At 62.1% G+C, this 24,965-nt stretch carries 22 protein-coding genes; 1 reads left to right on the top strand and 21 read right to left on the bottom strand.

Annotated elements, in window-relative coordinates; translation table 11 throughout:
- Positions 1-285: 285 nt before the first annotated feature.
- The 4 genes from QN413_RS07220 to QN413_RS07205 form a co-directional block, all read right to left on the bottom strand.
- Positions 286-2,586 (bottom strand): FdhF/YdeP family oxidoreductase, encoded by a 2,301-nt coding sequence (locus tag QN413_RS07220; RefSeq protein WP_323495935.1) that lies wholly within the window; start codon positions 2,584-2,586, stop codon positions 286-288.
- 422 nt (positions 2,587-3,008) lie between these two features.
- Complete coding sequence (locus QN413_RS07215; protein ID WP_323495934.1) at positions 3,009-3,527, bottom strand: GNAT family N-acetyltransferase; 519 nt, start codon at positions 3,525-3,527, stop codon at positions 3,009-3,011.
- Between the two features lie 111 nt (positions 3,528-3,638).
- On the bottom strand, positions 3,639-4,580 hold the full coding sequence (gnd, locus tag QN413_RS07210) for a phosphogluconate dehydrogenase (NAD(+)-dependent, decarboxylating) (RefSeq protein WP_323495933.1): 942 nt from the start codon (positions 4,578-4,580) through the stop codon (positions 3,639-3,641).
- A complete protein-coding gene (locus QN413_RS07205) occupies positions 4,577-5,281 on the bottom strand; it encodes a glutathione binding-like protein (RefSeq protein ID WP_323495932.1) in 705 nt (234 codons plus the stop codon). The genes gnd and QN413_RS07205 overlap by 4 nt, the downstream gene beginning before the upstream one ends.
- A 272-nt stretch (positions 5,282-5,553) precedes the next feature.
- Here QN413_RS07205 and QN413_RS07200 point away from each other — a divergent pair, with 272 nt between their 5' ends.
- A complete protein-coding gene (locus QN413_RS07200) occupies positions 5,554-6,330 on the top strand; it encodes a hypothetical protein (protein WP_323495931.1) in 777 nt (258 codons plus the stop codon).
- A 25-nt stretch (positions 6,331-6,355) separates the two neighbouring features.
- On the opposite strand, the gene QN413_RS07195 is transcribed toward QN413_RS07200, so the two are convergent.
- The 17 genes from QN413_RS07195 to QN413_RS07115 form a co-directional block, all read right to left on the bottom strand.
- Positions 6,356-7,261, bottom strand: a complete 906-nt coding sequence (locus QN413_RS07195) for an SDR family oxidoreductase (protein WP_323495930.1) — start codon at positions 7,259-7,261, stop codon at positions 6,356-6,358.
- Positions 7,258-8,199, bottom strand: coding sequence for a glutathione S-transferase family protein (locus QN413_RS07190; RefSeq protein ID WP_323495929.1), 942 nt, complete (start codon positions 8,197-8,199; stop codon positions 7,258-7,260). Before QN413_RS07190 ends, QN413_RS07195 begins: the two co-directional genes overlap by 4 nt.
- A gap of 38 nt (positions 8,200-8,237) precedes the next feature.
- Positions 8,238-9,902 (bottom strand): isovaleryl-CoA dehydrogenase, encoded by a 1,665-nt coding sequence (locus QN413_RS07185; RefSeq protein WP_323495928.1) that lies wholly within the window; start codon positions 9,900-9,902, stop codon positions 8,238-8,240.
- Positions 9,903-9,971: 69 nt separating this feature from the next.
- On the bottom strand, positions 9,972-10,988 hold the full coding sequence (locus QN413_RS07180; protein WP_187051854.1) for an NADP-dependent oxidoreductase: 1,017 nt from the start codon (positions 10,986-10,988) through the stop codon (positions 9,972-9,974).
- Between the two features lie 36 nt (positions 10,989-11,024).
- Positions 11,025-11,459, bottom strand: a complete 435-nt coding sequence (locus tag QN413_RS07175; RefSeq protein ID WP_187051853.1) for a PaaI family thioesterase — start codon at positions 11,457-11,459, stop codon at positions 11,025-11,027.
- A 13-nt stretch (positions 11,460-11,472) separates the two neighbouring features.
- Positions 11,473-12,270, bottom strand: coding sequence for an SDR family oxidoreductase (locus QN413_RS07170; protein WP_323495927.1), 798 nt, complete (start codon positions 12,268-12,270; stop codon positions 11,473-11,475).
- A 40-nt stretch (positions 12,271-12,310) separates the two neighbouring features.
- Positions 12,311-12,601, bottom strand: a complete 291-nt coding sequence (locus tag QN413_RS07165; RefSeq protein ID WP_416352152.1) for a Dabb family protein — start codon at positions 12,599-12,601, stop codon at positions 12,311-12,313.
- 7 nt (positions 12,602-12,608) lie between these two features.
- On the bottom strand, positions 12,609-12,800 hold the full coding sequence (locus QN413_RS07160) for a hypothetical protein (RefSeq protein WP_323495926.1): 192 nt from the start codon (positions 12,798-12,800) through the stop codon (positions 12,609-12,611).
- Complete coding sequence (locus QN413_RS07155; RefSeq protein ID WP_323495925.1) at positions 12,800-14,665, bottom strand: acyl-CoA dehydrogenase; 1,866 nt, start codon at positions 14,663-14,665, stop codon at positions 12,800-12,802. Before QN413_RS07155 ends, QN413_RS07160 begins: the two co-directional genes overlap by 1 nt.
- Before the next feature lie 142 nt (positions 14,666-14,807).
- On the bottom strand, positions 14,808-15,983 hold the full coding sequence (locus QN413_RS07150; RefSeq protein ID WP_323495924.1) for an acetyl-CoA C-acyltransferase: 1,176 nt from the start codon (positions 15,981-15,983) through the stop codon (positions 14,808-14,810).
- Positions 15,984-16,050: 67 nt separating this feature from the next.
- Positions 16,051-17,538, bottom strand: a complete 1,488-nt coding sequence (locus tag QN413_RS07145) for a M20 family peptidase (protein ID WP_323495923.1) — start codon at positions 17,536-17,538, stop codon at positions 16,051-16,053.
- A 49-nt stretch (positions 17,539-17,587) separates the two neighbouring features.
- Positions 17,588-19,693 carry a 3-hydroxyacyl-CoA dehydrogenase NAD-binding domain-containing protein gene (locus QN413_RS07140; protein ID WP_323495922.1) on the bottom strand — a complete coding sequence of 702 codons (2,106 nt, stop codon included), beginning with the start codon at positions 19,691-19,693 and terminating at the stop codon, positions 17,588-17,590.
- Between the two features lie 127 nt (positions 19,694-19,820).
- Positions 19,821-20,516 carry an ABC transporter ATP-binding protein gene (locus QN413_RS07135; RefSeq protein WP_323495921.1) on the bottom strand — a complete coding sequence of 232 codons (696 nt, stop codon included), beginning with the start codon at positions 20,514-20,516 and terminating at the stop codon, positions 19,821-19,823.
- A 2-nt stretch (positions 20,517-20,518) separates the two neighbouring features.
- Positions 20,519-21,289, bottom strand: coding sequence for an ABC transporter ATP-binding protein (locus tag QN413_RS07130; protein WP_323495920.1), 771 nt, complete (start codon positions 21,287-21,289; stop codon positions 20,519-20,521).
- Positions 21,289-22,584, bottom strand: a complete 1,296-nt coding sequence (locus QN413_RS07125; protein WP_323495919.1) for a branched-chain amino acid ABC transporter permease — start codon at positions 22,582-22,584, stop codon at positions 21,289-21,291. Before QN413_RS07125 ends, QN413_RS07130 begins: the two co-directional genes overlap by 1 nt.
- Before the next feature lie 2 nt (positions 22,585-22,586).
- Positions 22,587-23,534, bottom strand: coding sequence for a branched-chain amino acid ABC transporter permease (locus tag QN413_RS07120; RefSeq protein ID WP_323495918.1), 948 nt, complete (start codon positions 23,532-23,534; stop codon positions 22,587-22,589).
- Between the two features lie 102 nt (positions 23,535-23,636).
- Positions 23,637-24,872 carry a branched-chain amino acid ABC transporter substrate-binding protein gene (locus QN413_RS07115; RefSeq protein WP_323495917.1) on the bottom strand — a complete coding sequence of 412 codons (1,236 nt, stop codon included), beginning with the start codon at positions 24,870-24,872 and terminating at the stop codon, positions 23,637-23,639.
- Between the last annotated feature and the right edge of the window lie 93 nt (positions 24,873-24,965).

Raw genomic sequence — 24,965 nt, 5'->3', positions numbered from 1 at the left:
GGCAAATCGACGGTGGTGCTGGCCGCCATGAACAAAAACCATGCGTCGGCCTGCGCCGTGCCAGTCGAAATACCACCGTCAGCAAAGTCGGAACCGTCGTTCTGGATCACGCTCGGTCGTTGAAGTGGTGATGGTGCCGAAGGCCAAGTGCATGGGCGCGATCGTGAGCATCCGGATCAGCGTAGAAACGGCAGAACCGCATGGAACGGCAAATGCAATAGGGATCCTTTCTGCACAAGCGGAGAACAGCCAGCGGATTCACCGCCGTAAGAAATCACAGCGCAGTCAGAGTGCAGTCAACCGCAGTCGCACCGGAATCGACTTTGCAGCGGGCACTTTGCTTTGCTCGGCGTGGTGCGCGAGCGGAATCAGCGGATTGCATTCCGGGTAATAGCCGGCGACGCAACCAGCTGGGATGTCGAAGCCGGTGATGCGCAGTCCCGGCACCTCGCGCGTGTGCCCGTCGTCGACAGCGGTCGACGCGGTCACGATCGCGCCTTCGGCCAGCCCGAGCCGGTCGATGTCGTCGCGGTTCATCAACAGCACCTTGCGCGTGCCGTACACACCGCGAAAGCGATCGTCCAGGCTGTAGACGGTGGTGTTGAACTGGTCGTCGCTGCGCATGGTCATGAGTCGCAGCACGTCGGGGTCGGTCTCCGGCGTGTCGGGGTCGGCGACCAGGCTCTCCACGACCATGAAGTTGGCCTTGCCGCTGCTGGTCTTCCAGATGCGCTCGCGTGCCGGAATCGGCCGCTGAAAACCGCCGGGAATGCGAAAGCGCTGCTCGAAGTCTCGAAAAATTTCCGGGTACGTGGTCTCGATGGCGCTGCGCACCCGCCCGTAGTCGGCGACCCAGTCCTGCCAAGGCACCATCGGGTTGGGCGCGAGCGTCGCCTGCGCGATGCCGGCAATGATCGAGGCCTCCGAACGAAGGGTCGACTCGGCCGGCTCCGCAACGCCTTTGGAGGCATGGATGAAGCCTGTCGAGTCTTCGAGCGCCACGGTTTGCTCGCCACTCGCCTGCCGATCGATCTCGATGCGGCCCAGGCACGGCAGCAGGTACGAGACCTCGCCGTGGATCAAGTGACTCCGGTTGAGCTTGGTCGCCACGTTGACAGTCAATCGCAAGCGACGCCAGGCCGCCTCGACACGCTCCGTCTCCGGAACCGCACGCACGAAGTTGCCGCCCAGCCCGATGAAGGCGCGAACCGACCCTTCGATCACACCCTCGCAGGCCTCTACGGTGTTCAGCCCCTTAGTGCGCGGCGGCTCGAATGCGTACAGCGCGGCCAGCTTGTCGAGCGGCGCCAGCGCCGGCTTCTCCGTTATGCCGACCGTGCGCTGGCCCTGCACGTTCGAGTGCCCGCGCACTGGGCAAATGCCTGCGCCCGGCCGGCCGATGTTGCCGCGCAGCAGCAGCAGGTTCGACAGCATCTGCACGTTCTGCACGCCCTTGCGGTGCTGTGTCAGGCCCATGCCGTACACCGCGATCACGGCGTGCGCTTTGGCATAGACCAGCGTTGCCTGCTCGATGTCGTCGCGCGTGAGTCCCGACTCCTTCTCGATCCCGGCCCACGAGGCTTCGCGGACCGCTGCGGCAAACATCTCGAAGCCGCTGGTGTGCTCCGCGAGGAAGTCGACATCGAGCACGCGCTTGATGCCGGCGAGCCTTGCGGTGTCGTCCATCGCGATGAGCGACTTGCACATGCCGGTGAGCACTGCGATGTCACCACCGATCTTCAGCTGGTGGTACTGCGTGCTGATCTTCGTCTCGGCCAGTGTCAGCATCTCTATCGGCGACTGTGGATTGGCGAAGCTCACCAGCCCGCGTTCGCGCAGCGGGTTGAAGGTAACAATCGGTACGCCGCGTTTGCGCGCGTCTTGCAGCTGATGCAGCATGCGCGGACTGTTGACGCCCGTGTTGTGGCCGAAGAAAAACATCGCGTCGGTCTGCTCGAAGTCGTCGAGCGTGACAGTGCCCACCGGCACGCCGATGGTCAACGGCAGCGCGACCGATGTGCTCTCGTGACACATGTTCGAGCTGTCGGGCAGGTTGTTGTTACCGTACAGCCGGGCCAGCAACTGGTACATGTAGCTGGCCTCCAGCGAAGCGCGACCTGAGGCGTAGAACACAGTCGACTTCGGGTCTTCGGCGCGCAACTTTTTAAGCTCGGCGCCGATGTCGGCATAGGCATCTTCCCAACTGACTTCGAGGTAGCGATCGGTGACGGAGTCCCATCGCATTGGCACCGTGAGACGGCCGCCGACTTCGAGTTCGTGGTCGCTCCAGGTTTCCAACTCGGTCAACGTGTGTTCTTCGAAGAACTTTGCCGGCATGCGCTTGCCAGTGAGTTCCCAGGCGGTCGCCTTGGCGCCGTTCTCGCAGAACTCGGCGAGGTGCGGCTTGGACGGCTTGGCCCAGGCACAGCTCACGCATGAGAAGCCGCCGGGCTTGTTTTGAACGAGCAGTGCTTTGGTTCCGGCGACAAGGGCTTCTTCCCGAATCAGGTAGGTCGTGACTGCCTTGACGGAGCCCCAGCCGCCCGATGGATGGTCATTGGGCTTGAATTCGGGGATTGCGCTCATCGGGGACTACCTTTTTGAATCGGCCGGTGCCGCAACAGGCATCGATGTCTCGAAAGGTAGTCAAGGGAAGCGGCTTGTCAGGTAGGGTAGACGGACCGCGCTTTGTAAGACTGAGGGATGCACTTGCTGCTGCGGCTCCCGCGCGAGTCATGAGACGGTACGCGCCAACACTTATAGCGAATGACGACGACCGGCAGGTATGGGCGAGGACAAGAAGAAGGCGGGTTGACGATGCGCTCGTGCGGGGCTCAGGCCGGCGCGGTGCACTGCTCCGCTCATGTCCCCCGGCTTCGCCTCCTCCTTTACTTCGCTGCGCAGTGCACCCCACCGGCCTGAGCCATGTGAGGGCCGCGGTTGATCGGGGTGTGCGACCGTCAGCTTCGGGCCCGAAGCCGACACAGCAACTCCCTGATTGCAGACGCTCAGGCGGTCGTTAAGCGGAGGCTCATGTGCTGCCCGTCGTAAAAAACGCTGCCTATACAAACCGCATCGGGTTCGATCCCGTAAGGCTTGAAGCCAAGGGATTGGTAAAGGCTTGTTGCGGCGATATTCGGGACGAAAACAGTCAGATTTACTCGATGCACGTCATGCGACCGGGCGTGGTCGAGGGCCGTGCTGACAACCGATCTTCCCAATCCTTTGCCTCGATGCGCAGGATGGACAAATGTCCCCCAAAGTACTACCTTGTGCATGGAAGAGGCAAATTTGCTTGTCCATGAGATGGCCGCACAGCCTCGCAACTCGCCTTCGACAAATGCGCCGAAGGCCGCGTTTGGAGCAGGAAAGCCCAACTGGTCGCGAAACCCCTGCATCGGCCGCGTCATCTCTTCAGCTAGCGTCAGACCCATAGGTAAAGGGTCATCTGCTGTGATTATCCTGCGCAACGAGGAAAACGCTTCCGCATCGCTCGACGTCAATTGGCGCACATGAAGTTCTGGCATTTGTTTTGGTCACCCTGTGATTGCTTGATGTCTGCTTCTGGCCCGATTGCGGTCGTAGCCCACCGTCGTTGCTATGCGCCTACCGCGCCAGCCCAGCCTCACCGTGAACCGTTAAACCTTCGGCGGCTCCGTCTTGATCGGATGCCCTCCAAACTCATTCCGCATCGCAGCCAGCAGCTTGTCGGTGAAGGAGTCGTCGTCGCGCGAGCGCAGCCGTTCGAGCAACGACAACGTGATGACCGGCGCAGCCACACCCAACTCGGCCTCGTTCACGGTCCATCGCCCTTCTCCCGAATCGGCGACGTACGGGGCGATGCCGGCCATGGTCGGGTTCTTGCCGAGCGCGTCGGTCGTGAGGTCGAGCAGCCATGAGCGCACGACGCTGCCAGTGCGCCAGATCTCGCCGACCTGGTGCAGGTCGAGCGCGAAGTCGGTCTTGTGCTGCAGGATCGAAAAGCCTTCGGCGTACGCCTGCATCATTCCGTACTCGATGCCGTTGTGAACCATCTTGGTGAAGTGCCCCGAGCCGACCGGCCCGACACGGCCCCAACCCGCATCCTTGCCCGGCGCCAGCGTCTCGAAGATCGGGCGCAGCGCAGCGACCACCGCTTCGTCGCCGCCGATCATCATGCTGTAGCCCTCTTGCAGACCCCATACGCCACCGCTGGTGCCGCAGTCGACATAGGCCAGTCCTTTGCCGGCGTACGCCTTCGCGCGGCGCAGCGTGTCTTTGTAATTGGAGTTGCCGCCATCGATGACGGTGTCGCCCGGTGCCAGCAGCGCGAGCAAGGCATCGACGGTGTCGTCGGTGATCTTGCCGGCCGGCACCATCAGCCACACGACGCGCGGCGCCTCCAGGCTCTGAACGAGCGACGCGAGCGCATCGGCCGATGTCGCGCCCTTCGCTTCGAGCGCAGTCCGTGCCGCAGCATTTGGGTCGAAGCCGACGACGTGATGCCCGCCGCGCAGCAAGCGTTCTGCCATGTTGGCGCCCATGCGGCCGAGGCCGATCATTCCAAGCTTCATCGATGTGCTCCGTTTCGTTTTGTTCAACCGCGCTTGGGGATAGCGAGGCCGGCGGCCACAGCCGGACGCGCCACGAAAGCAGCCAGCACGCGCGCCACGTTCGGGAAATCGGTGAAGCCGACCAGCTCGCCAGCTTCGTAGAAACCGACCAGGTTGCGCACCCACGGAAAGATCGCGATGTCGGCGATGGAGTACGCGTCGCCCAGCATCCAGTCGCGGCCCGTCAGGCGTTTTTCGAGCACGCCGAGCAGCCGCTTCGACTCGGCTACATAACGATCGCGCGGCCGCTTGTCTTCGTAGTCCTTGCCGGCAAACTTGTTGAAGAAACCGAGCTGCCCGAACATCGGTCCGATGCCGCCCATCTGGAACATGACCCACTCGATGGCTTCGTAGCGGCCCGCGGCGTCCTGCGGTATCAGCTTGCCGGTTTTCTCGGCGAGGTAGAGCAGGATGGCGCCTGATTCGAACAGGCCGAGCGGCTTGCCGCCCGGTCCATCGGGATCGAGGATGGCTGGGATCTTGTTGTTCGGGTTGAGCGACAGAAACTCCGGCGACATCTGGTCGTTGGTTTCGAAGCTGACGAGATGCGGCTCGTAAGGCAGCCCGATTTCCTCCAGCATGATCGCGACCTTGACGCCGTTGGGCGTCGGCAGCGAATAGAGCTGAAGGCGGTCGGGATGCGCGGCTGGCCACTTCCTGGTGATCGGGAAAGTTGAAAGATCGGTCATATGCGGAGGGTTTCGAAAAAGATGGGCCGACGCTGAGTATCTCCGCGATACCCCAGAAAATCCTGCGGCGGGCAGGTCCGGCAGCACCGGCTTTTGCAGCCCATGTGTCGGGCAGCACACGATCTTTTCGGATCTCTGCTAAAAAAGTTCAGCGCTTGCATCAGCCATCCCGTCGGACCAACGCGCTTTCAAAAACCTTTCGTTGATTTGTCCTTGCCATGATGTCTTTCACAAGTCGAGCGCCCGGCCGGCGGCGCATCGGATCAGGCGTCGTGCGCCGCTCGAAAGCCCGAAGCTTTGCGTGGGCGTTGAGTCTCTTTGCCGGTGTCGGGCTGGCCCCGCCAGCGATGGCGGCACCCGAAGAAATTCAGGTCTATCTCGACGATCTAAGCGAGCCCGGCAAGTTCGGCGTCGATGTTCACAACAACTATGTTTTTTCCGGAAACTCAAAGCCTAGCTATCCCGGTGAGCAACCGCCGGCGCATGTCTATCGTCTGACGCCGGAGTTCTACTACGGGCTCACCGACACATTGGAACTCGGCCTGTACGTGTTGGGTACGCGAACCGCTGCTTCCAACACGAGCGTTGTCGGCGGCAAATTCCGGATCAAGTACATCGCCCCACACGACAAGGAGCAGGGCTTTTTCTGGGGTGCGAATCTGGAAGTCGGGCGAACTGACCTGCGGGTGTCGCCTACGCCGTGGAATGCCGAACTCAAGGGCATCTTCGGCTATCGCACCGGCCCTTGGACACTTGCCGTCAATCCCAACTTCGACTGGAGCATTTCGCGAGGCGGTGGCCCGGTCACGTTCGACGTGGATGCCAAAGTGGCCTACGCGATCGATGCCAAAACGCAGATCGGTTTTGAAACCTACAACGAACTGGGGCCGCTTCGACACCTCGATTCCTTGAGTAAAAACAGCAAGACCTTGTTTGCTGTTGTCGATCATGAATTCACCGGTTTCGACGTGAACCTGGGCGTCGGCAAAGGCATCACCAAAGAGGCCGACAAATGGACTTTGAAGTTCATTGTCGGCACGCACTTTTGAGCTGAGCCCGAACGCGCCCGCCTCGTCAGGCCCCGCGCAGTTGTGCTCGGAGCTTCTCGCCGATCTCCGGCCGCTCGAGAAACGGATCGGCCGGGTTCGTGATCGACACGATGTTCTCCATGCGGCTCTTCACGTTGCCCAGCGCCTTGGGGTGGCTGAACACGTAGAACTGGTTGTCGCTGATCGCGGCAAACACCTTATGCGCCACTTCGGCCGCTGTGATCTTGCCGCTGCTGACCGCCTTGTTACTCATGGCCTGACCGATCAGCTGGCTCTTGGTCAGCTGGTCGTTGCTGGGTGCGTTCGGGCGGTTGCGCTCGCTGCTGGTGATGCCGGTCGGCACGAAGTACGGGCACAAGAGGCTGGCGCCGATCTGGTCGGTGACGAGGTTCAGGTCTTGGTACAGCGTCTCCGTCAGGCTCACGACCGCGGCCTTGGCGGCGTTGTAGATGCCCATGTTCGGGGGCGTCAGCAGGCCGGCCATGCTGGCCGTGTTGGTGATGTGACCGCGCCAGCTCGGGTCGGCGGCGGCGGCCTCCAACATCATCGGCGTGAACAGGCGCACGCCGTGCACCACGCCCCAGACGTCGACGCCGAGCACCCATTCCCAGTCGGCCACGGTGTTCTCCCACACCAGCCCGCCTGCACCGACGCCCGCGTTGTTGAAGACGAAATGCGGCGCACCGAAGCGCGCCTTGACGTCGACCGCGAGCTGCTCCATTTGCGCCGCGTTGGCCACGTCGACCTTGCGCGCCAGCACCTGAACGCCGGCGGCTTCCATCTCGGCCTGCGCCTTGTCGAGCGCGTCCTGCTGCACGTCGACCAGCACGAGGTTCATGCCACGCGCGGCGCCGATGCGCGCGCATTCGAGGCCGAAGCCCGAGCCTGCGCCGGTGAGTACGGCGGTCTTTCCAATGAAGTCCTGAATCATGCGTTGTCTGCTTTCTTGAGTACGTAACCAATGCGGGGAAAATGAACGTGCAGCGTGCCGGCGCGGTCGTCGGTGCGCTCCAGCGTGTAATGCATGCGCGAAGCGGCAACGAGCTTGCCCACGGTCTCCTCGAGGCCGAAGCTTTCCGCGCGAATGGTGACCTGCGAGCCGAGCGGGATGCCGTGGTCGTCCTGGAAGGTGCTGTCGGCCAACAGTGAATTGGGCACCGACGCCTTGCCGATGGCGATGGCTTCGTCGGCGCTGAATTTGGCGGACTCGCCGTGGCCTAGCGCCGCGATACGGTCCATCCAATCGACCACCGCGGGCGTCAGGTCGAGGATGCCTTTGACCGCCTCGATGCGACGCGTGTACCAGAGCGGGTGGTAGGCAGAAAAGTCGGCGATGCACGGCATTTCGCCGAGCAAAAAGGGCTTGTCGTCCAGCATGTCGGAGATGCGGCGCAGGTACGACTTGTAGGCCGCCGCAGCATCGGCCGGACGCAGTCGCGTCATGTTGCCGACGCTCATCTTGCCGCGGTCTTCGCCGAAGGCCTTGACGGCTTCGGGTGGCGCTTTGGCAAACACTTCTGCTGCGCCTTTGGGCTGCAGGTTCCAGGCCATCGCGGCCCAGAACAGGGTGCTGTCGGCCCATTGCGCGAGGATGCGCGACATGCCTTTTTCTGGCTCGGGATACAGCGTCGGCTCGGGTGCGAGATGTTCGAGCACGTCGGCGATCAGCGCCGTGTCGCAGTAGACGTCGGCACCGATCTGCAGCACCGGTGTACGACGGTAGCCGCCGGTCAGCGGCAGCACATCGGGCTTGGGCATGATCGCCGGAATGAAGACCGATTTCCAGGGCAGCTTCTTGTGGCCGAGGATGAGTCGCAGCTTCTCGGAGAAGGGCGAGGTCGGGTAGTGGTGCAGGATGAGATCGGACATGGGTTCCTTGTGTTCGTTTTGTTCAGTGCTCTGCAGCATCAGCGCGGCATCGCGCGCTGCAGGATCGAATCGAAATCGGTGCCTGCGCCAAGCGTGCCGAAAGCTTGGCCCCAGTCGCCGCCGAGGCGCGATGCGCAGAAGGCACCGACGACAGCCGGGGGCGATGTCTGAGCTAGCAGAGCGCCCTGCACTGCAAGCGCCACGTCTTGCGCGAGCCGGCGCGCTTCGGTCTCCGATGCCAACAGGTCGATGCGCGATGGCAGCGCATCGATGAGGCGATCGAGCGACACGTGCTCGCCGCGGGCCGGCGCAAGCTCTTGCGCGAGTGCCGCCGCGGCATCGCCTTTGCGCAGGCCGCGCAGCAGATCGAGAGCCATGATGTTGCCTGCGCCCTCCCAGATGGAATTGAGCGGCATCTCGCGATACACACGAGCCATGACGCCTTCGCCGCCCTCTTCCACGTAGCCGTTGCCGCCGAGACACTCCATCGCTTCCTGCGCGAAATGGCTGCCGCGCTTGCAGATCCAGAACTTAGCGACGGGCGTGAGGATGCGCGCCATGAGACGTTCGTGTTCGTCGTGCGGATGATCGAAGGCGCGCGCCAGCCGAATCGCCAGCGCGGTCGCGGCTTCGCTTTCAAGTGCGAGATCGGCCAGCACGTTTTTCATCAGCGGCTGGTCGATCAACGACTTGCCGAAAGCATGGCGTTGCGCCGTGTGATTCAGCGCCAGTGAAAGCGCCTGCCGCATCAGGCCGCTGGTGCCCAGAGCGCAATCGAGCCGCGTCATCGTGCCCATCTCGAGGATCTGCGGGATGCCACGCCCTTCTTCGCCGACGAGCCAGGCACTCGCACCCAGGAACTCGACTTCGGAGCTGGCATTGGCCTTGTTGCCGAGCTTGTCTTTCAGGCGCTGAATTCGGATGCCGTTGCGAACGTCATTGCTTGCGCCGTCCGCCATCCATTCCGGCAGCACGCGCGGCAGGAAGAAGCAAGTAAGTCCGGTCGGCGCTTGTGCCAGCACCAGAAAGGCATCGCACATCGGCGCGGAAAAGAACCACTTGTGACCGGTAATCTCATAGCGCTCGCCCCACGCGTCGCTGCCGACGCGCAATGCACGCGTCGTGTTCGCGCGCACGTCGGAGCCGCCCTGCTTTTCGGTCATGCCCATGCCCATGGTCACGCCCGGCTTGTCCTTGAACGACTTGAGCGCAGGGTCGTACCAGAGGCTGCCGAGCTTGGCGCCCCAGTCTGCGTAGACAGCCGCATTGCTGCGCAGTGCAGGCGTGGCCGCGTAAGTCATGGAGATCGGGCAGAGGATCGAGGGCTCCAGCTCGGTGAAAAGCATGAAGCCGGCCGCGCGCTTGACGTGCGCTGCCGGATTTGTTCCCCCCCAAGGCGTCCCATGCAACCCGGCTCCCACAGCGGCCTTCATCAACGCGTGGTAACTCGGATGAAACTCCACCTCGTCGATGCGCCGCCCAAAGCGATCATGCGTATGCAGCTGCGGCCCGTTGACATTGGCAAGCCGCGCATGCGTCTGCATCTCCGCGCTGCCGATCGTCTCGCCCAGCTCGTGCAAGCCGGCCGTCTGCAGCTCGGGCGCGTTGAACTTCAACGCATCGCGAAGCGGTCGATTGGTTTCGAACAGGTTGTAGCCCACCAGCGGAGAGGGCTGGTTGAAGACGTCGTGTGTCGTGTCCATGGCCGGCCTCCTCTTCGTTGTGCTGGTGGTGGGCTGGGCAGAATCAGCTCAATCGGCTCAGACAACAGATCAAATCAGCTTGACCAGTTGCTTGCCGAAGTTCTTGCCCTTCAGCAAACCCAGAAAAGCTTCCGGCGCGGCCTCGATGCCTTCGGCAATCGACTCGCGCGGCTTGAGCTTGCCGGTGCCGACCAACCCGCCCAGTTCGGCCAGCGCTTCGGGCCAGATTTCCATGTGTTCGCTGACGATAAAGCCTTCGAGCTTGACCCGGTTGATAAGAAACAGCGCGGGGTTGGCGAGCGGGAGCGGCGCGCCGTCGTAACCGGCGATCATTCCGCACATCGCGATGCGCGCGAAGGCGTTGAGACGCAGCATGACCGCATCGAAGATGTAGCCGCCGACATTCTCGAAGTAACCGTCGATGCCGTCGGGGCAGGCCTCCTTGAGTGCAGCACTCAGGCTCTTGACGTCGGGATGCTGCTTGTAGTCGATGCAGGCATCGAAGCCCAACTCTTCGACCACGTACTTGCATTTGTCCGGGCCGCCAGCGATGCCGACCACGCGGCAGCCGCGTGCCTTGGCGAGCGCGCCGAAAGCGCTACCGACCGCGCCCGAGGCTGCGGTGATGACGACCGTTTCACCCTCCTTCGGCGCGATGATTTTCACCAGTCCGTACCAGGCCGTGACGCCCGGCATGCCGACCGCGCCGAGGTAGTGAGACAGCGCAACGTGCGTGGTGTCGACCTTCTTCAGCGAGCCGGGTACAGAGCCGTCGACCACGCTGTATTGCTGCCAGCCGCCGAAGCCGACCACCTTGTCGCCGATTTGAAATTTAGGGTGCTTGCTCTCGACCACTTCGCCCGCGGTACCGCCCTGAAATACGGCGCCGGTCGGCTGGTTGGCCGTGTAGCTTTTCGAGTCGTTCATGCGACCACGCATGTACGGGTCGAGGCTCATGAAGTGATGACGCACCAGCACCTGGTTGTCGGCGAGCGGCGGCGTCTCTGCGGTCACCAGCTTGAAATTGCTGGCGGTCGCTTCGCCCTCGGGGCGGTTGTCGAGGTGGATCTGTTTATTGGTCGGCATGGAAATCTCTCGCTTCGGATGATCGGTCGTTGAAGTTCAGTCCGTCGACAGCGGTTGCATGCTGTTGACGGTTTTGGAATCGACCGGCAGACGCTTCACATACTTGAAGGTGCCGGTGGCGTGCGAGCAGGCGCGACCCTGCTCGTCGAAAATGGTGGCTTCGGTGAAAGCCATCGTCGCGGTGCGATGCATCAACCGGCCTTTGCCGACCAATGGCCCGCGGGCCGGTTGCATGAAGCTGGTTTTCATCTCGATGGTGACAACGCCCATCTCGGGCTGCATGCTGCGCGCGGCAGCTGCCATCGTGACGTCCATCAACGTCATGCACGCGCCGCCGTGGGTCACGAAGAAGCTGTTCAGGTGTTCCGGCTGCGCCGTGTAGTGCAGCTCCGATTCGCCGCCCTCGAAGCGCTCGAGCGTGAACCCGAGGTGATCGACGAACGGAATGACGACGCCGAAAGAAAGACTCATGCCGCTGCCTCGCTCAGGATGCGCCGAGCACCACGCTCACGCCGCCATCGACCGCCAGCCACTGGCCGGTGATGTGCTTGCCGGCATCGCTCGCGTACAGCAGCGTGATGCCCTTCAGGTCTTCTTCATCGCCCAGACGGTTGAGCGGCGCCGCGGCGGCCATCTTCTCTTCGCCCAATTGCTTGATCAGCCCGGCCGCCAGTTTGGTCATGAAGAAACCGGGGCAGATCGCGTTCACGTTGATGTTGTAGCGGCCCCATTCGGCGGCCAGCGTTTGCGTGAAGCCGATCACCGCAGTCTTGGACGTGTTGTAGGCCAGCGTCTTCATGTCCGGACCGTTGCCGTTCAGCCCGGCAATCGACGCGATGTTGATGATGCGGCCGGCCTTCTTGGGGATCATGTAGCTCTTGGCGACCTGCTGCGCCAGGATGAAGTAGCCGCGCACGTTCAGGCTCATGACCTTGTCCCAGGCCGCCACCGGATGGTCTTCGGCGGCAGCGCCCCAACTGGCGCCGGCGTTGTTGACGAGGATGTCGATGGCGCCCATGCGCTCCAGCGTTTCGTCGGCCAGGCGTCGCGTGTCTTCTTCCTTCGAGCAATCTGCGGCGATCCAGCGTGCGTCGATGCCCGCGGCTTGCAGCTCCGCTGCAGCCTGCTCCAGGTCTTCGGCCTTGCGTGAACTCAACATGACGCGCGCGCCAGCCTCGCCGAGGGCATGCGCCATCTGCAAGCCGAGGCCGCGCGAGCCACCGGTGATGAGTGCGGTCTTGCCGGTGAGGTCGAACAGTTGTTGGGTGGTGCGTGCGGTCATGGGCGAGGTTCTCCGATGGTTTTAATAAGTCTCGATGGTTCTAGTGGGCCCGGAAGTCGAGCACGGCGCGCGATTCGCGCAGCGTTCCGAGCGTAGCGCTCACCTCTTTGTGCGTCGGGTGGACCAGATAAGCCTGCAGCGCCGCGGCGTCGTCGAACACCGAATAAAGCACCACGTCATGGTTGGCCTCCAGGCCCTCTGCGCGCGTCGCCACTTCAACCTCGCGCATGCCGGGCACGATGCCTTTGCAGGTGTCGAGCAACTGCTTGAAGTCTTGTGCCTTGGCCGCATCGAGCAGCTTCCACATCACGATATGTTTGATCATTGCCATGTCGTTCTCAGTGGAGTCGCGAGCGAACGTAGATGAGCACGAATCCGACCAGCGCGACCACGCCGCCAAGCACCGCCATCGACCATCCGAGCACAGGATTCGTGCGACCGGTCGCTATGCCGAGGGCCATGACGAACAAGCCGACGTAGATCAGCACCCATGTCCACTTTTCGAGGGCAGCGTGCGATTTTTCCGTCATCAAAACGCGTCTTCAGGTAGTGCGGTGCAGGTAGGGTCACGGCTCTCCACCACGTTGAGCCAGGCGCCGATCTTGGGCAGTTCGTAATGGAAGAAGTAAGCGGCGGCGCCGACGCGTCCGGCCGTTGCGGCGTTCGACTGCGTCGCATCGACTTCGAGCGTCCGATGTGCCACGTCGAGCCATATCCAGGCCAGCACCGTGTGGCCGAACGCCTGCATGTAAGGCACCGCGTTGGCGAGCGCGTCGTTCGGGTTGCCGGTCGACCAGGCGGCTTCGGTGGCGGTGCCGATGCGTTGCAACGCCGTGAGCAAGGCCTTGGCGTGGTCGGCGAGCGAAGGCACTTCGGATGCGCGACGCGCCGTGTCGGTCATGCGGCCGGCCAGCAACTTCAGGCCATGCCCGCCTTCCATGAGCACTTTGCGGCCCAGAAGATCGGCGGCCTGGATGCCGTGCGTGCCTTCGTGAATCATGTTCAGGCGGTTGTCGCGCCAATACTGCTCGACCGGGAAGTCGCGTGTGTAGCCATAGCCACCGTGGACCTGGATGGCCAGCGAATTGGCTTCGAGGCACCACTCGCTCGGCCAGCTCTTGGCAATGGGCGTCAGCACTTCGAGCAGCAGCCGCGCATCGTCGGCGCCCTGCGCGCCACCTGTTTTTTGTTCGTCGACCAGCTTGGCACAGTACAGCTCCAGCGCCAGCGCGCCTTCGCAGTACGCCTTTTGCGCAAGCAGCATGCGGCGCACGTCGGCGTGTTCGATGATGCGCACTTGTGGACTCGCCGAGTCTTTGACGGCTGCGCCCGGCCCGGCTGTCGCTCCGTCGGTCGGCTTCTTCATGAGCCGTCCCTGCGGCCGCGCCTTGGCGTAGTCGAGCGAAGCGTAGTAGCCGGCCATGCCGAGCATTGTCGCGGCGGTGCCGACGCCGATGCGTGCCTCGTTCATCATGTGGAACATGCAGTGCAGGCCTTTGCCGGCCGAGCCGACGAGATAGCCCACGGCACCCGCGCGCTGGTCGACCGGGTACTTGCCCTCGCCGAAATTCAGCAGGGTATTGGTGGTGCCGCGCCAACCGAGCTTGTGGTTGAGGCCGGCCAACGCCACATCGTTGCGCTCACCGGTCAGGTTGCCGGCGGTGTCGACCATCTTCTTCGGCACGATAAAAAGCGAGATGCCGCGCGTGCCCGGCACCAGCTTGCCGTTTTCGTCCGGGATCTTGGCCAGCACGATATGAACGATGTTCTCGGTCAGCTCGTGGTCGCCCGACGAAATCCACATCTTGTTGCCGGTGAGCCGGTAGCGCGGCCCGAGCGGGTCGTTCTGGAAGTCGGCGCCATCGGGCACCGCACGCGTCACGACGTCGCTCAGCGACGATCCGGCCTGCGGCTCGGACAGGCACATGGTTCCTGCCCAGCGGCCGGAAAATTCGTTCTTTGCGAATACCTCTTTCTGCATCTCGGTGCCGTGCACCATCAACAGATTGGCATTGCCGCTGGTCAGCATGTTGGAGCCGATGCTGACCGACGCCATCGCAAAAAAACAGTTGGCAGCCGCGCTCAGGGTGTACGGCAACTGCATGCCGCCGATGTCGTAGTCCTGCGCCGCACTCATCATCCCGGAGTCGACAAAGGCCTTGTGCGCGTCGTGCGTGGCCTGCGGCAGGATGACCTTTTCGCCATCGAAGTGCGGCTCCTGCGTGTCGACCGTGCGATTGAACGGCGCGTACTTTTCGCGCGCGATGCGCTCGCAGGTGTCTAGCACCGCATCGAAGGTTTCGCGCGAGTGATCACTGAAACGTTCGCGCTGGTTGAGCGACTCGGCATCGAGCCAGTCGTAAAGGAGAAAGTCGAGGGTGGGACGGAGGCTCATGGCAATCTCGAGATAGAACGCCGACTACGACTCGGCCATATTCGTGAAACACCGCGGAACTGGCTCCGCCAGTCCGCCGGTGTTGCCCCCCGGCAGGGGGGAAGGCGAGCGACACGAAGTGCGCGAGCCTCTGGGGGGCGAGTCAAATGACCTCGAACACGCCCGCAGCGCCCATGCCGCCGCCGATGCACATCGTGACCAGCACTTTTTTGGCACCGCGGCGCTTGCCTTCGATGAGCGCGTGGCCGGTCAGGCGCTGGCCGCTCACGCCGTAGGGATGGCCGACGGCGATCGCGCCGCCATCGACGTTCAGCAGTTCCGCCGGGATGCCGAGCTTGTCGCGGCAGTAGATGACCTGCACCGCAAAGGCTTCGTTCAGTTCCCACAGGTCGATGTCGGCAACCGTCAGGCCGAGACGTTTCAACACCTTGGGAATGGCGAAGACCGGGCCGATGCCCATCTCGTCAGGCTCGCAACCCGCGACCGCGAAGCCGAGGAAGCGACCGATCGGCTTCAAGCCCTTTTGCTCTGCGTACTTTTCGTGGACCAGCACGCAGGCGCCGCCGCCATCCGAAAACTGGCTGGCATTGCCGGCTGAAATCACACCGCCGGGCATGGCCGGGCGAATGCCGCTGATGCCTTCCTTGGTGGTGCCGGCGCGAATGCCTTCGTCGTTCTCGATGGTGACTTCTTTGGTGCGCAGACCGAGGACGGCGTCGGCCACACCGGCCAGCACGGTGATCGGCGCGATTTCATCCTTGAAGCGACCGGCTTCGAGCGCGGCGGTAGCCTTCTGCTGGCTGGCGGCGCCGTACTCGTCCATCGCCTCGCGGCCGATGTTGTAGCGTTTGGCGACCTGCTCGGCCGTTTGCAGCATGTTCCAGTAGATCTCCGGCTTCATCTTCATGAGCGCAGGGTCGGTGATCATGTGACGATTGGCTTCGTTTTGCACGCAGGAAATGCTCTCGACGCCACCGGCCACATAGACGTCGCCCTCGCCCGCAATGATGCGTTGCGCCGCAGTCGCGATGGTCTGCAGACCCGACGAGCAAAAGCGGTTGATGGTCATGCCCGACGTGGTGACCGGCAGGCCGGCGCGCAGGGCGATCTGTCGCGCAATGTTCGAGCCGGTGGCGCCTTCAGGCGTGGCGCAACCCATGATGACGTCGTCCACCGAGGCCGGGTCGATGCCCGCGCGCTGCACGGCGTGCTGCACCGCGTGGCCGCCGAGGGTGGCGCCGTGCGTCATGTTGAAGGCACCTTTCCAGCTCTTGGCAAGCGGAGTACGGGCGGTGGAAACGATCACGGCGCTGGTCATGGGGATGTCCTTGCTAGAAGAATGAAACGGAAAATGGAACGAAGGAGGGACGAAAAAGAGCGAGGGCTCATAGAGCGGGCGTAGGACCGGTCGGGCCCGACGCATTGATGAGAAGCTGACGATAGAACTGAATCATCTCGGCGTAGTTCGCAACCGAGATGCGCTCGTTGGTGCCGTGAAACCTGCTCAGGTCTTGAGGGCCAAGCCGCAAAGGCGAAAAGCGATAGATGGCGTCGCTCACGATACTCATGTGGCGCGAGTCGGTCGCCGCCGTCATGAGCCCGGGAGCAACCACCGCTTCAGGAAACTCTTGCCGCAGCGTCTGCTGGATGGCTCGGTAGCCGGCGTTGTCGGTCGGCGAGATGGGCGATGGCTCGGCGTTGCCGGCATACGACTTCACCTGAATGGTGTCGTTGCCCAGCGCCTTGCGCATGTGCGCTTCGACGCTGGCCAGCGTATCGCCCGGCAACAACCGGAAGTTGACCGCCGCGTCGACATGACCGGGCAGCACGTTGTCCTTGTTGCCCGCTTGCAGGATGGTCAGCGCGGTGGTCGTGCGCAGAGTGGCATTGGTGCTCGGGTTCTTTTCAAGCTGGCTCTTGACGAGCGGCGTCGTGAGCCAGAGGTTGGACAGCATGACCCGGTTGATGCCCTTCATTTCGGGCGCCAGCGTGGCGAACATCTCGCCCGCCACACCACCGATCGAGGCCGGCATCTGGTCGTTCTCGAGACGCGCGAGTGCGGCGCCCATGGTGCCGATCGCACTGTGCGGCGGTGGCATTGACGAGTGGCCGGGGGCCGCGTCGAGCGACAGGAAGAAGGTGCCGTAGCCCTTCTCCGCCAGGCCGACCAGTGCCGCGGGCCTGTCGAGTCCGCCAATCACGCCGTCGATGACCGCCAGCCCTTCGTCCAACACCCAAGACAGCCGCACAGCCCGGGATTTGAGCAACTCGGCAATCGGCTTGGCACCGCGCAAGCCATTCACTTCTTCGTCGTCGCCGGCAATGAGATAAACGGTCTGCTTCGGCTGAAATCCGCTGCCGATGAGCATCTCGATGGCTTCCATCTGAGACAACAGGTTGCCCTTGTTGTCCATGGTGCCGCGACCCCAGATGTAGCCGTCATGCACCAGGCCGCTGAACGGGTCCTGCGTCCAGCTCTTCTCTGTCCCGGATGCAATGGGCACCACGTCCTGATGCGCCATCAGCGCGATCGGTGGTGCCTTGGCGTCGGTGCCGGCCCAGGTGTACAGCAACGCATGCTGCCCGATCACTTCCTTCTTCAGCGTGGCGTGCAACTTGGGGTATTGCTGCGCAAGCAACAAATGCAGCTTGTCGAACTCGGCAGCGTTCAGCGTCGGGTCGTCGGCACTAGCCACGGTGTGCAGCACGATCGCGCTCGACAGCCGCTTGGCGGCCGCTTCGGCGTCGATCGCCGGCTTGGCGACCGGTGCCACCGCGATCTGCCGCGACGGCGTCAGCCACGTCTTGCCTGCGACAGCGACGACGAGAACGCCCACCACCAGCAACAGCGCCAGAAGAATGCGTTTGATCATCGTGCGCTGTCGGGGTGACGGTGACGTCGGCAGTCCGGCTCGGGCACGCTCAACTGAAGCTCTTGCCTTCAGCCACCAGCTTCTGAATCAACGGCGCCGGTTGCCAGAAGCTCGCGTCGTCGCGCGGGTTCTTGGCAAAGCGCTTCATCGACTCCGCCACGTTGAACAGGCCGACCTGGCTCGCGTAGTGCATCGGGCCACCGCGGAAGATCGGGAAGCCGTAGCCCGTGAGGTAGACCATGTCGATGTCGCCCGACTTGCTGGCGATGCCGTCTTCCAGGATGTGCGCGCCTTCGTTCACCAGCGCATACACCAGGCGCTGCACGATCTCGTCGTCCGAGATCTTGCGAGGTGTGATGCCTTCGTCCTTGCGGTGTTGCTCGATCATGTCCAGCACGAGCTTGCTCGGAATGGCATCGCGCTTGCCGGCCTGGTAGTCGTACCACCCTGCCCCGGTCTTCTGGCCGAAGCGGCCGAGCTCGCACAGCTTGTCGGCAGTGCGGCTGTACTTCATATCGGCGCGCTCGGTGGCGCGGCGCTTGCGGATCGCCCAGCCGATGTCGTTGCCGGCCAGGTCGCCCATGCGGAACGGGCCCATGGCAAAGCCGAACTTCTCGACCGCCTTGTCGACCTGTTGCGGCGTCGCGCCTTCGTCGATCAGGAAACCGGCCTGGCGGCTGTACTGCTCGATCATGCGGTTGCCGATGAAGCCGTCGCAGACGCCGGACACCACCGCGGTCTTCTTGATCTTCTTCGCGACGCCCATCACCGTAGCGAGTACGTCTTTGGCGGTGTCCTTGCCGCGAACGACCTCGAGCAGCTTCATCACGTTGGCCGGGCTGAAGAAGTGCATGCCGACCACGTCCTGCGGGCGCTTGGTGAAGGCTGCGATCTTGTCGACGTCGAGCGTGGAAGTGTTCGACGCGAGAATGGCGCCAGGCTTGGCGACGCGATCGAGTTCCTTGAACACCGCCTCTTTCACGCCGAGTTCTTCGAACACGGCTTCGATGATGAGGTCGCAGTCTTTCAGGTCGTCGTAGCTCAAGGTGGTGCTGAGCATCGCCATGCGCTGGTCGTACTTGTCTTGCTTGAGCTTGCCCTTCTTGACCTGCGATTCGTAGTTCTTCTTGATGGTGGCGATGCCGCGGTCGAGTGCGTCCTGCTTCATTTCGAGGATCTTGACCGGCACGCCCGCGTTCAAGAAGTTCATCGAGATGCCGCCGCCCATGGTACCGGCACCGATGACGCCGACCGACTTGACCGCGCGCTGAGGCGTGTCGTCAGCCACATCAGGGATCTTGCTGGCGGCACGCTCGGCCACGAAGAGGTGGCGCAATGCCAGCGACTCGGGAGTGAACATCAGCGCGGTGAACACGCGGCGCTCTTCAAGCATGCCCGCGTCGAACTTCATCGTCGTCGCGGCCTGCACGGCCTCGACGCACTTGAGCGGCGCCGGGTAGTTCTTCGACATGCCGGCGACCATATTTTTCGCGAACTGGAAGTAGGCGTCGCCTTGCGGATGCTTGCATGGCAGATTCCGTACCAGCGGCAACGCGTCACCGGTCTTGCCGGCGACCGACTTGGCTAACTCGACGGCCTCGTCCATCAGCGATTCAGGCGACGACGCGAGCTTGTCGAACAGTTTCTGGCCCGGCAGGCTCGCCAGCACTTCGCTCTTGACGGCTTCACCGCTGACGATCATGTTGAGTGCGGTCTCGACGCCGAGCACGCGCGGCAGGCGCTGCGTGCCGCCAGCGCCGGGAATCAGGCCGAGCTTGACTTCAGGCAGCGCCACGCTGGTGCCGGGCGCCGCAATGCGGTAGTGGCAACCGAGTGCCAGTTCGAGCCCGCCGCCCATGCAGACCGAGTGAATCGCCGCGACGATGGGTTTGGCCGAGGCTTCGAGCGAGAGGATCACGCTCAGCAGATTGGGTTCTTGCAGCGCCTTGGGCGTGCCGAATTCCTTGATGTCGGCACCACCGGAGAACGCCTTGCCGGCGCCGGTGAGCACGATCGACTTGACGGCCGGATCGCCATTTGCCTTGGCGAGGCCATCGGTGATGCCGATGCGCGTTGCGAAGCCGAGACCGTTGACCGGAGGGTTGGTCAGGGTGATCACGGCGACATCGCCGATCACTTTGTATTCAGCCGTCATGGCGCGTTCCTTAGGTGGGAATAAAAACTGGAGAAAAAAGCACGAGTGTTCTTTTCCCTGAAATTTTAGGCGTTTACGAACGCCCGGCAATCGGCTTCAGTCGCTGCGGGGACAAATCAACGAGAGGCTAAACCTCGAGCCATTCTTTTCGAGTGCCCGAATCTGCGCGCAGGCTGTCGGGCGTACCGTCGAAAACGATGCTGCCGTGGCCCATGACCAGCACCCGATCGGAGATGCGCATGGCGATGGTCAACTTCTGTTCGATCAGCAAAACCGAGATGCCCTTGTCCTTGAGCGTCTTCAGATACTGCCCCACGAGCTCGACAATTTTGGGCGCCAGACCTTCGGTTGGCTCGTCGATGATGATGAGATCGGGGTCGCCCATCAGCGTGCGACACAGTGTGAGCATCTGCTGCTCGCCACCCGACAGTACGCCCGCCTCGGTGTGCTCCCGCTCTTTCAGCCGCGGGAACATTTCGTACATGTCGTTGAAGCTCCAGCGGCTGCCCTTGCCCGAACCCTTCTGGCCGAGCAACAGGTTTTGATGCACCGTGAGGTTCGAGAAGATGTCGCGGTTCTCCGGCACGTAGCCGATGCCCATGTGCGCAATCTCGTAGGCCTTTTTACGCAGCACGTCCTGGCCCTTCCACTGCAGGCCGCCTTCGGCGTGAACCAGACCCATGATCGCTTTGGCGGTGGTCGAGCGGCCCGAGCCGTTGCGCCCGAGCAGCGCGACGATTTCCCCCGCGTTGACGTCGAAAGAAACGCCGTGCAACACGTGGCTCTTGCCGTAATACGCGTGGATATCTTGAAGCTTCAACATGATCAATGACCCTCGCTTTGCGCATCGGCTACCGATGAGCCCAGGTACGCTTCCTGCACACGTGCGTTGGCGCGCACTGCAGCCGGCGTGTCGAAGGCGATGATCTCGCCGTAGACGACGACGGCGATCTTGTCGGCTAGGCCAAACACCACGCCCATGTCGTGTTCCACCGTCAACAGCGTCTTGCCGATCGTCACTTGCTTGATGAGGGCGATGAAGTGCAAGGTCTCGGTCTTGCTCATACCCGCGGTCGGCTCATCCAGCAGTATTACGCTGGCGCCGCCCGCGATGGTCACACCGATCTCCAGAGCGCGCTGTTCGGCATAGGTGAGATTCACCGCCAGAACGTCGCGCTTTTTCTCGAGGCCGACTTGGCGCACCAGTTCTTCGGTGCGCTCGTTGGCATCGTGGAGACTCGAGAGAAAGCGCAGGAAGGTGTATCGGTAACCCAGGCTCCACAGCACACCGCAGCGCAGGTTCTCGAAGACGCTGAGCTTGGGGAAGATGTTAGTAATCTGGAAGCTGCGCGACAAGCCCAGCCTGTTGATCTCGTAAGGCGGCTTGCCATCAATGCGCTGACCGTTCAGAAGCACTTCGCCGCTGCTCGGTGCGAGCCGCCCGCTGATGAGATTGAAAAGCGTCGACTTGCCGGCACCGTTAGGGCCGATCACGCCGATGCGTTCGCCCGCATTCACCGCAATGTCGATCCCGCGGATGATATCGGTCTTACCGAAACTCTTGCGCAGATTCTTGAGTTCGAGTGCAACGGTCATCACGCTGTCTCCCGCCACTTGATTTCGGCTTCGATTTCTTCCTGCGCCTTACCCCAGACGCGCGCAAAGCGACGCCTCACCAAGTCGAGCAGCGCGATGCCGACGGCTGTCAACACAGCAGCAGCGGCCCAACTCGTCACGCTCGAAGTGTCGAGCGGGAAGCCGAAGAACTTGACGTTGGGGCCCAGCGCGGAATTGAGCTGGACGTGGTAGACCATTTCGACCAGTGCAGCAGCACCGACGGCTGCCACGGCCCCAGTGAAGATAAGCCCACCGTAAAGCACCCACAAGCGCTTGAATTTACCGAATTTGGCCACCCGCAGGTTCATCATGATCAGGCTCGCCACACCGCCCGGCGCGAACATGACCATTAACAGGAAGACAAGCCCCAGATAGAGCAACCACGCCTTGGTCAGCTCCGAGAGCAGCACCGATGCAAACACGAGCAGCACGGCTCCGATGATCGGCCCGAAGAAGAACGTGGCGCCGCCCAAGAAGGTGAACAGCAAGTAGCCGCCCGAGCGCACACCGCTGAGACTGTCCGACGAATTCACGATCTCGAAGTTGACGGCTGCCAGCGAGCCACCGATACCGGCAAAGAAGCCGGCGACGACAAAACTGAGGTAGCGCACGCGCTGCGTGTTGTAGCCGATGAATTCAACGCGCTCGGGGTTGTCGCGTACCGCATTGAGCATGCGCCCGAGCGGCGTACCAGTGAAGGCGAACATGAGGCCGGTGGCAATGAAGCAGTAAACAGCGATCAGGTAGTAAACCTGGATCTGGGGACCAAAGTTCCAACCGAAGAAGGTCCCGTAGGTGCGGTTGGTGGTGATGCCCCCCTCGCCGCCGAAGAACCCAGGAAACATGAGCGACATGGCCGCGACCAATTCGCCTATGCCAAGGGTGATCATCGCGAAGGTCGTGCCGGACTTTTTAGTCGTCACGTACCCCAACAGCATCGCAAAGAACATTCCCGCGAATCCACCGATGAACGGAACCAGTACCAGCGGAATAGGGATCCTGCCTTGTGCGGCAAGATTCATTGCATGGACAGCGATGAATGCACCAAGACCTGTGTACACCGCATGCCCAAAGCTCAGCATGCCGCCTTGGCCCAGGAGGATGTTGTAGCTCAGGCAGATGATGGTCAGGTAGCCCATCTGCGACAGCATGGTGAGCGCAAGGCTGCTGCGAAACACCAGCGGTGCAACCAAAAGCACCAACGCGAACAACGTCCAGATGACCAGGCGCCCGATGTTCCAGGGCTTTAATCGATAGGAGGCAGGAGACACCATGATCAGCCCTCCCGCTTTCCGAGCAGGCCCTTGGGCCGGAAGATCAGTATCAACACCAGCATCAGGTACGGCAGGATCGGCGCCACCTGCGCAACGCTGAGTTGCAGCAGTTCATGCCCGAAAGTCTGGTCGGTTACTTGGATGCCGATTGCCTGCAGTCCGCTTGCCATCGACTGGTCTATGGCTACCGCGAAGGTCTGCAACGAGCCAATCAACAACGACGCGAGAAACGCCCCCGCCAGCGAACCCATCCCGCCCACTACTACCACCACGAAAACGATCGAGCCCACAGCGCCGGCCATGCCCGGCTCAGTGACGTAGGTGTTGCCGGCAATGACGCCAGCCAGGGCCGCCAGCGCCGCGCCGCCACCAAAAACCATCATGAAGACACGCGGTACGTTATGCCCGAGCGACTCAACCGTTTCCGGGTGGGTCAGCGCGGCCTGGATCACCAGACCGATGCGGGTGCGCGTCAGAAGCAGCCAGACCGACAGCAACATCAGCAACGCGAGCAGCATGATGAACGAGCGCGATCGTGGGAACTGCGTACCGAACATTGTGAAGAGCGGCCCCTGCAGTTGGGACGGCAAGCCGTAAGGCACGGTGGCCCGCCCCCATACGAGCTGTACCACTTCGAGAATCAGATACGACAAGCCGAAGGTCACGAGCAGTTCCGGGACATGCCCGAACTTGTGCACGCGGCGAAGGCAATAGCGCTCGAACGCAGCGCCGATCACGAAGACCATCAATGGTGCGATCAGCAGTGCCGGCCAGAAGCCGACGATGCCTGACAAGGTGTACGCGAAATATGCACCCAGCATATAAAAGCTGGTGTGCGCAAAGTTAAGCACACCCATCATGCTGAAGATCAGCGTAAGGCCCGAACTGAGCATGAAAAGGAGCAAGCCGTAGCTCAACCCGTTTAGAAGCGAGATAGTAAAAAATTCCATGAAGGCGTCGTTGGTGCCGGTTGCAGCGTGTAGATCCAAAAACAACGCCGGGAAGCGACTCGCATCGCTTGCCGGCGTTCTTGCGTCATGACAGCCTGACGATTACGGACGTTTCATCTGGCAGCTGGTGGGCGTGCTGGCAATGTAGGGCTCGAGGTACTTCACCGGCACGAAGGAGAAGCCCGTCTTCTCATCGTTGTAGGTGTGAGTGCCGCCGTTCTTTTCCCATTTGGAAATCCACATGCCCTGCTGCATCTGGTGATCGCTCTTGCGCATTTCAGCTTCGCCGTTGAAGCCATTGAACTTGAGACCCTCGAGTGCAGCCGCGACCTTGACCGGATCCGTCGACTTCGCCTTGGCCATGGCGTTACTCAGCATGACAAGGCCGTTATAAATCGAGAAGGTATAAAAATCGTCGTCGAACTTCTTCTGAAAGTCCCGCGCCAGTTGCCCCATACGGCCGGTGTATTCGGAGTGGTTGTAGGCAATCTGGTAGACCTGCAACGGCGTCTTGGCCGCTGCCAGTGCGGTCGGGGTGCCCGAGACGCCGGCGTAGTAGGCATACACGGGAATGGTCATGCCTGCGTCGTTCAACGCCTTGACGAACAGGGTCATGTCTTGACCCCAATTACCGGTGACGATGGTGTCGGCGCCCGACTGCTTGATTTTGGCGACGTAGGGCGCGAAGTCCTTTACTTGGCCAAGGGGCACGAGGTCATCACCGACGATCTGAGAATCGGGTCGCTTACGCGCCATGCCTTCCTTGAAGTACTTGGCGACCTGCTGGCCGTGGGAGTAATTCTGGTTCAGCAGATAGACTTTTTTGACCTCGGGTCGATCTTTCATGAACGAGGTCAGCGCCTCCATCTTCATACTGGTGTCGGCGTCGAGCCGAAAGTGCCAGTAGTTGCACTTATCGTTTGTCAGGCTCGGGTCCACAGCGGCGTAGTTAAGGTAAATCACCTCTTTGCCGGGGTTGCGATCATTGAATTTGCCAACCGCGTCGGACAGCGGCACTGCGACATTCGAGCCGTTGCCTTGCGTGACGTACCGGTATCCCTGATCAGTGGCCGATTTGAGCAGGCTGAGCGCTTCCTGCGGCGAGCTTTTGCTGTCGAAGCCTTCGATCTCGAATTTGATACCTGCTGGGTTTTCGGCAGCCGTCAAGTTCGCCGCGACGAATTGCCAACTTTTCAACTGGTTCTGTCCGACGTTGGCGAAAGGCCCCGAAAGACCTTCGATCATCGCGATCTTGACGGTTTCTCCCTTCTGGGCGAAAGCGCCGGCAGCGCTGACAAGCAGTACTGTGGCGGCAATGAGTTTGAGTGTGTACTTCAATCTGGTCTCCTGGTGTGGCCTGAGGGCGTGTTGCGCCGGGCAAGGTTACAAGCGTTTTCACCCCCATCCGTCAGGGAATGCCCGTAAGCGGGA

It is taken from the genome of Variovorax sp. LG9.2 (assembly GCF_035018885.1).
Classification (GTDB): domain Bacteria; phylum Pseudomonadota; class Gammaproteobacteria; order Burkholderiales; family Burkholderiaceae_C; genus Variovorax.
This window is presented reverse-complemented; position numbering and strand designations above follow the sequence as displayed.